Genomic DNA, 7,312 nt, shown 5'->3' on the forward strand with positions numbered 1-7,312 from the left:
TAGATGAATGGGTGCAATACTTTTTTTATGGTAAAATGAGAGGAATGTAAGAGCAGTACGCTTATGAGGTGACATATGGAATTGTATACTCTCCTTTTTATTTTCGCTGGGGTTGTCTTCATAACTTCCATTGTTGGGTATATCATTACTAGGAAAATATATGTACCACCAGCGCTTATCTTTGTCCTCTTCTCCTTTTTGATGTTACTCTATTTTAATGAAACATTTTTTATATGGGTCATCATATATACCTGTTTCTCCCTTTTCATAACATTCATCATGTTTTTATTATTTAAAAGCAGAAAAGAAAAATAGCAACATCAATGACGAAAAGCACCGGTGTTAAAACTGGTGCTTTTTAGCGTAACTCTAGATATAATACTTTTGCGAACCAATCCTTCCAACAATTGTTCTTGTATCAATAAATTGAGTAATCAGATTTTCCCTTGAAAGTGAAAAACGGTAGAGATATTGATCATCGAGTCTTGTAACTTGTGATAGAAGAAAAGCAGATTCTGTCGGGTATGGCTTTCGACGTTTATTTAAGGATTCAATAATTCCATCAGAAGTTTTTATTCCAATACCGTGACCAAAGTAAAGATCGTTTCCCAAATCGATAACATTTTCACCTTGCCATTGGGGGGTTTGGGGATTAAATTGTGGATTATCAAAGTATAAACAATCCCCCGGAATATAATCATTTCCGCGTCGGGTAAAAATCGGCAAGTCATTATCAGTTTGCCAGTCACGCAGATATATGCCTTGATAAATACGATTAAATTGGGAAACGTCAATCGAGTCGAGTACAGCCTTATAAAAGATAATGATAATACTAGTCGCACATTCAAATGCATATTCTCGTCCATTGTGAAAAATATCTGATATGGCAACGGAAGGGTTTATCCCTGCTCTTAGTTTAAATCCACCTTGCTCTGTTAAATGCCAATACTGTTCATTACATCTAGCTCTTTCAAAGGTTGCGAACTTTGCTTTACTAGCTAATAAATGACGAGCGGCTTGTATGATGCTGTATCGGAGGTTCAGGGTGAATTCAAAATGCTGACTATTTAAAAAAGAATAATTTTCTTGATAACGGCTCATTTTGTCGATCATTTCATTTTTTTCGGGTGGAAAACCGGAGGATTTTAATATGTTTGCATCCACCACACGGTTACCAATAACAATCATGATGACCCTCCTAAGGAATTTGTCATATCATATTGTATGGTGGTGCAATCAAAGATAGAAACAAAATGGTGAATTCTTACTTTTAAATGTATTTTTCCTACAATAACGTAATATCACCTGATTGTTTAATGTTTTCAGGAATTTCCGTGAGTACAAAGTTGTCTGTTAGAATGCGTAAATTGCTTTGTAGTTCATTTCCGGTCATAGGCAGACCGTGTCCGGTAATAGCGATTTCGGGATGAAGGGTCTCAATTTTTTTCACTGATTGCTCGGCTGCTTCCCAATCAAGGGTGAAGTATGCCGGTGGTCCATGCATTTCCTGTTTTTGTGTGATAACCTCATATAAAGATTCCTGCTCCACGGTAGTTATCGCATCTCCGGCAATTAAGACCTTGTCATTGTCTCTAAATAAGGAAACATGCCCAGGTGTATGACCAGGAGTGTGAATAAAACGCCAGTTTGGTAAACATGGTATGCTTCCATCACCATTGAATAACCTTAAATGAGAGCTTATATCTATGCTATGCCTTGGAAATAACGGGGACATTTTTGCAACAAGACCTTCTGCTTTTGTATTTGGCGGTGGATAATCACTTTTTCCTGTTAAGTACGGTTGTTCGAGAGGGTGAGCATATACAGGAACATCCCATATTCTCAGTAATTCGTTCAATGCACCAACATGATCGAAATGCCCATGAGTCAGGATAATTCCCAAGAGACGGCAGTTTTCACCGAATCTTTTTTTTGCCTCTGCTAAAATAACCCCTTCTGAACCGGGCATACCTGCGTCTATTAAAATAAATTCATTAGATTCTCTAGGGTTCCCGATAAAAATGATATTAACAATTTGAACAGTAAAACAATAAACATCTGGTAAAACCTCAAAACCCATTCCACTTGTTATTGAAGTTAAGGGCATTTTTTCCACTATAATAACCTCCATTTTCTATAGTAGTGTTAGTATTTCTTAAAATTCGCAGAGTATGATGTGTTTAAGAGGAAAGGATATCGGTTTTCTCCTATCGTATCTTGATCTATAATGAAAAGTAGACAAAATAATTTAAAGACAGGGAGATTTTCACATGTACATCGTTCATTCAACATTCCATGTTCCGCCAAAGAAGGTGGAAGAGGTTATTCAGATTTATCAGACAAGATCTAAATTAGTCGATGAATATGATGGTTTTACATCATTTCAACTCTTACAAAATGAAGTCAAGCCAGGTGAATTAACTGTACAAATTATATGGGAAACGAAGCAAGACTATGTAAATTGGGTAACAAGTGATGCATATAAAAAAGTACATGAATTGGAAAAGAATTATCCTGATCAAGAGTTGGCTGCGATTAAGCCAATTGTACAAAGGTTTAATGTGGTGGCGGAATGAAAAAGGAAATTAGAGAAACTATTATTGATGAAGTAGTTGAGGGGATTTATGAGGCTTTTCCAATGTTAGTTGAAAAATATGGAGAAGTTGGCAAAAATAAATGTAGGGAAGATAATCATCATCATTTTAACCATCTCGACACAGCCTTTTCTCTTAATGAGGTAAAGATTTTTACTGACTATGCTCTTTGGCTGAATAATGTGTTAACATCCCGGGGGATGAAAGAAGATCATCTAATAGATAATTTTAATAGAATAAAACAGGCACTACATACACATCAATCAGATGAAGCAATTAAATATAAGCAATATTTGCAATCCGCAATAGAAACAATTGAACATGTGAAAGCCGAGAAGGAGATATAACTCCTTCTTTTTTTCGTGTCCTCAGAGACCTGAAACAGAATCAGAGATAGAGAATTTTTTGTTTCTCGTTGAATATGATTATGTATTGACAAGCAGGTTAAGTCGTTTTATAGTTAAACGCGTTAATAGTTAAATTGTTTAATTACTTTTTGGAGGATTGATATCCAATGAATGAAATTTTGATACAAGATTTAATAAATCGGTATGTCAATGTTAGTTTTGCAGTGACAAAAAAAGCAGAAAATCTTATTAAAGAGAGCATAGGTGACACAATTACGAATGACCAGCATTACACACTTCGTTATATACATAAAGCCGGTACATGTACATCTACTGAGCTTGCTGAGGTTTTTGATGTGAAGAAAAGTGCAATTACCGCTATTGTTAATCGTTTAACAGAAAAAGAATTGATTAAGCGAACACGTGATGAGAGCGATCGTCGTGTTATTTATCTAACCTTAACTGATAAAGGTAAAGTATTATTTGAAAAAACAGAAGAAAAAATTCATAAGCTTGTGGAATCCTTTATCACAAGCTTTGATGAAAAAGAAATTGAATCGTTTATTGAGACATATGAAAAGTTAAATGAGCAATTAGATAATTTAAAAGATTGTAAAATGGAGGAATAACTGTGAGTGCAATAATTAAAGGAAAATGGTTCGTTATTATTGGCTGGATTGCAGTTGTTGTTGGTCTGTTATTAATAGCGCCTAATATGGGTGACCTCGTTAGTGAAAAGGGACAAATTAGTGTTCCCGAAGGCTACTCTTCATCTTTAGCTGAAGAGATCTTAAATGAAGTTCAAGAACAAGATAGTGTTGGTGATGAAATAACAGCTGCCCTTGTCTTTCATAATAAGGAAAAGCTAACAAATGAAGAAATGAAAGAGGCAGAGAAAGCCATTCGCCTTCTGGAGGAAAATAAAGAATTAGATGTAGAGAATATCCTCACTCACTTTAATGAAGAAGCATTGGAGGAACAGCTTGTTTCTGATGATGGTAAGACGATACTAGCATCGATTAGTATAAACCGAAATGATCGTGAAGGTAGTGAAATCTCAGAATTATTGTATGAGATAATTGAAGATGTAAATGTTGAACATTACTACACAAGCGGATGGATGATTGATCAGGATGTGATGACTAGTTCACAAGAGGGTTTAAAGAAAACGGAGGGAATAACAGTTGTTTTTATTCTTGGTGTTTTATTATTAGTATTTAGATCCGTGATAGCACCTATTATTCCTTTAATTACAGTTGGACTTACGTATTTGGCTTCACAATCCATTGTTTCGATTCTTGTTGATGTAGTTAATTTTCCAATTTCTAACTTTACACAAATTTTCTTGGTAGCCGTATTGTTTGGAATTGGAACAGATTATTGTATTCTTCTTCTTAGTCGGTTTAAAGAAGAGCTCTCCCATCGAGAGAGCACTGTAGACGCAATCATTGAAACCTATCGTAATGCTGGAAGAACAGTGTTTTTTAGCGGTGTAGCCGTTATGATTGGTTTTGCAGCAATCGGATTTTCACAATTTAAGCTTTACCAATCAGCATCAGCTGTAGCGGTGGGGGTAGCTATTTTACTCATTGCATTGTTTACGGTTGTACCGTTTTTTATGGCTGTATTAGGTAACAAAATTTTCTGGCCTTCAAAAGGCACATTAGAGCATAAGGATAGTAAATTCTGGGAAATTGTAGGCAGGTTTTCATTAACAAGACCACTCATTGCTTTGTTAGTCGTAGCAGCAGTATGTGTGCCGTTTTTAATCACCTATGATGGAGAATTATCTTACAACTCTTTAGAAGAAATCGGTTCTGATGTGAATTCTATTAAAGCATTTAACGCAATTTCTGACAGCTTTGGTCCTGGTGAATCTATGCCAACACAAGTTGTATTAAAAAATGATGAAGAAATGAATTCAACTGAATACATTGCTTTGGCAGAAACGATTAGCACTGAGCTGGAAAAGGTTGATCTTGTTGATTCCGTTCGTTCTGTGACGAGGCCAACTGGAGAGAAAATAGAAGATTTCTATGTTTCAAAACAAGTAGAAACACTTGAAGAAGGTCTTGGAGAAGGAAACGAGGGGATCGGGAAAATAAGTGAAGGACTTGCTGAAGCTGAAAGTGAGTTGTCAAACTCTTCACCACAATTGAAAGATGCAACAGACGGAATTAACGAGCTGATCACAGGGACGACGAAAATCAATTCAGGAATGTCTGAAATTCAAACAAACCTTGCAAAAATTGAAGATGGTATTCGTCAAGGATCAGCTGGTTCAACAGAAATTAAAAAAGGGTTAGAAGAAGCAAAGGCAGGAGCAGAAGAGCTTCAAGCAGGAAGTGCTCAACTATTAACCGGATATGAAGAAGTTGAAAGTACCCTTCATACTCTTTATAAAAACTATGGAGAAGTTGGTAAAGGTGTTTCTAGTCTAACAGGTGCCCTGTCTTCAATTGAAGATAAATTCGGAGATCTAGAAGCAAATGAAGCCTATCCTACGCTAAAAGATGATCCAGATTATAAAGATATAAAAAAAGCTGTTATTGAAGCAAATAAACAATTACCAGTATTAGCGGGTACTATTGATCAATTAAATAATGGGTTAAATGAACTTTCAAATGGTGTAAATCTGGCAAACACAAACTTTGCTAAACTAGTGGATGGCCAAAAAGAACTTTCCACAGGCTTATCTCAATTAATTGCCGGAATTGAACAACAGCAAGCCGGATTAAATCAGTTGGCTGATGGTCAGGGACAAATTGTGGATAACATACCGCAGCTAACTAATGGTCTTGCTGGAGTTACAAATGGTCAGCAACAGCTCTTGGACGGATTTGGCGACCTTGACGGCCAAATGAGCCAGCTAACAGATGGACTAAGTGAAAGTGTTGATGGACTAAACCAAGTTTCAGCTGGGTTAGGGTCAGCACAGGAATACTTAGCTGATTTGTCTAAATCAGATGACTCAGCAGGCTTTTATCTGCCTGAAGATGTTTTAGAAAGTGAAGACTTTGAGGAGTCATTGAATACTTATATGTCTAATAATCGTAAAGTCATGACATTTGATGTGATCTCCTCAAGTAATCCATACTCAAATGAGGCAATTAATCAAATGGATGAGGTAAATGCAGCAATTGAGAGAGCAACAAAAGATACAAAGCTTGAAAATGCCGAGGTGGCAATTGGCGGAATAACTAGTACGAATGCCGACCTAAACACGATGTCTAATAACGATTACTCACGCACAGTTGTGTTAATGTTAATCGGTATATCTATTATTCTTGTATTCTTATTCCGTTCCATTATTATGCCGATTTATATTATTGGTTCATTGATATTAACGTACTATACGGCAATGGGAATAAATGAAGTGATTTTCGTGAACATTTTGGGATACACAGGTATTAGTTGGGCAGTTCCATTCTTTGCATTCGTCATCCTTGTTGCACTTGGAGTTGATTACAGTATTTTCTTAATGGACCGCTTTAATGAATACAAAGATTTATCTGTAGGTCAAGCGATGTTATTGGCAATGAAGAAGATGGGAACAGTCATCATTTCAGCTGTTATAATCCTGGGTGGTACCTTCGCTGCAATGATTCCATCAGGTATGCTTTCCCTTATTCAAATTGCCGCCATCATCTTAACAGGCTTATTCTTATACGCGTTAATCGTGCTCCCTTTATTCATACCAGTGATGGTAAAAACCTTTGGTGCAGCAAACTGGTGGCCGTTTAAACGAGCATAATATCTTATTATTTAACCGCTTTGTTCGGTGAAAAATATGTAGGATATTATCGAATATTTGTGTATAAAAGGTTGCCCAGTTCCTTGATTAAAACAAAATTAAGTGTTAGAATTGAATTAATTATTTTTGTTCGGATAAGATTGAGAGATGGAAGTAGCTTTAAAAAGTGTTTTCCTCTTGATGAATCGTTGTCTAGCAAGAATAGTAATACAAAGTGGACGTTAGATTCCACACAGGAGGAAAAACAATGCTACAAGGTAAAGTAAAATGGTTTAATTCAGAAAAAGGTTTCGGTTTCATCGAAGTTGAAGGACAAGACGATGTATTCGTACACTTCTCTGCTATCCAAGGTGATGGTTTCAAAACTTTAGAAGAAGGCCAAACAGTTACTTTTGAAGTAGAGCAAGGAGCTCGTGGACCACAAGCTGCTAACGTTCAAAAATAAGCATAACGCTGCAGAAGCAGCTCTATAAAAGACTCCGTTTAGGAGTCTTTTTTATTTTGGCGTGCCCAGCAAGCCGTTAATTGCTAATTGGTGAAAGTCCAATCCGAGTAAGTGCCAAGACGCTCGGTAGCTGACAGGCAACTGGTGGAGAAATCCTAAGGTTGAAGCCCTG

The 7,312-nt window shown here is 36.4% G+C and carries 8 protein-coding genes; 6 read left to right on the plus strand and 2 right to left on the minus strand.

Translation table 11 applies throughout. From position 1 onward, the window contains the following. Positions 1 to 75 precede the first annotated feature (75 nt). Complete coding sequence (locus LC095_RS27280; protein WP_078432939.1) at positions 76 to 315, plus strand: DUF2651 family protein; 240 nt, start codon at positions 76 to 78, stop codon at positions 313 to 315. 54 nt (positions 316 to 369) lie between these two features. Here LC095_RS27280 and LC095_RS16515 read toward each other — a convergent pair whose 3' ends face one another. Then, positions 370 to 1,188, minus strand: a complete 819-nt coding sequence (locus LC095_RS16515) for a protein-glutamine gamma-glutamyltransferase (protein WP_226529174.1) — start codon at positions 1,186 to 1,188, stop codon at positions 370 to 372. Positions 1,189 to 1,285: 97 nt separating this feature from the next. Next, a complete protein-coding gene (locus LC095_RS16520) occupies positions 1,286 to 2,107 on the minus strand; it encodes an MBL fold metallo-hydrolase (RefSeq protein ID WP_226529183.1) in 822 nt (273 codons plus the stop codon). Between the two features lie 163 nt (positions 2,108 to 2,270). Between LC095_RS16520 and LC095_RS16525 the strand changes: the two genes are divergently transcribed. The 5 genes from LC095_RS16525 (at position 2,271) to LC095_RS16545 (ending at position 7,140) form a co-directional block, all read left to right on the plus strand. Continuing rightward, positions 2,271 to 2,576, plus strand: a complete 306-nt coding sequence (locus LC095_RS16525) for an antibiotic biosynthesis monooxygenase family protein (protein WP_226529175.1) — start codon at positions 2,271 to 2,273, stop codon at positions 2,574 to 2,576. Next, a complete protein-coding gene (locus tag LC095_RS16530; protein ID WP_226529176.1) occupies positions 2,573 to 2,941 on the plus strand; it encodes a hypothetical protein in 369 nt (122 codons plus the stop codon). Before LC095_RS16525 ends, LC095_RS16530 begins: the two co-directional genes overlap by 4 nt. A 167-nt stretch (positions 2,942 to 3,108) precedes the next feature. After that, positions 3,109 to 3,570 carry a MarR family winged helix-turn-helix transcriptional regulator gene (locus LC095_RS16535; protein ID WP_226529177.1) on the plus strand — a complete coding sequence of 154 codons (462 nt, stop codon included), beginning with the start codon at positions 3,109 to 3,111 and terminating at the stop codon, positions 3,568 to 3,570. Between the two features lie 2 nt (positions 3,571 to 3,572). Next, the gene (locus tag LC095_RS16540; RefSeq protein WP_226529178.1) at positions 3,573 to 6,695 is read left to right on the plus strand and encodes an MMPL family transporter; all 3,123 of its coding nucleotides are present in this window, start codon (positions 3,573 to 3,575) and stop codon (positions 6,693 to 6,695) included. Between the two features lie 247 nt (positions 6,696 to 6,942). After that, complete coding sequence (locus tag LC095_RS16545) at positions 6,943 to 7,140, plus strand: cold-shock protein (RefSeq protein ID WP_026558957.1); 198 nt, start codon at positions 6,943 to 6,945, stop codon at positions 7,138 to 7,140. Positions 7,141 to 7,312: the final 172 nt, after the last annotated feature.

Origin of the sequence: Metabacillus niabensis, assembly GCF_020524345.1 — a bacterium.
GTDB classification, from domain to species: Bacteria; Bacillota; Bacilli; order Bacillales; family Bacillaceae; genus Metabacillus; species Metabacillus niabensis_B.

Coding starts and splice junctions, on each gene's coding strand:
- LC095_RS27280 (WP_078432939.1), top strand. CDS start 76: ATGGAATTGTATACTCTCCTTTTTATTTTCGCTGGGGTTGTCTTCATA.
- LC095_RS16515 (WP_226529174.1), bottom strand. CDS start 1,188: ATGATTGTTATTGGTAACCGTGTGGTGGATGCAAACATATTAAAATCC.
- LC095_RS16520 (WP_226529183.1), bottom strand. CDS start 2,107: ATGCCCTTAACTTCAATAACAAGTGGAATGGGTTTTGAGGTTTTACCA.
- LC095_RS16525 (WP_226529175.1), top strand. CDS start 2,271: ATGTACATCGTTCATTCAACATTCCATGTTCCGCCAAAGAAGGTGGAA.
- LC095_RS16530 (WP_226529176.1), top strand. CDS start 2,573: ATGAAAAAGGAAATTAGAGAAACTATTATTGATGAAGTAGTTGAGGGG.
- LC095_RS16535 (WP_226529177.1), top strand. CDS start 3,109: ATGAATGAAATTTTGATACAAGATTTAATAAATCGGTATGTCAATGTT.
- LC095_RS16545 (WP_026558957.1), top strand. CDS start 6,943: ATGCTACAAGGTAAAGTAAAATGGTTTAATTCAGAAAAAGGTTTCGGT.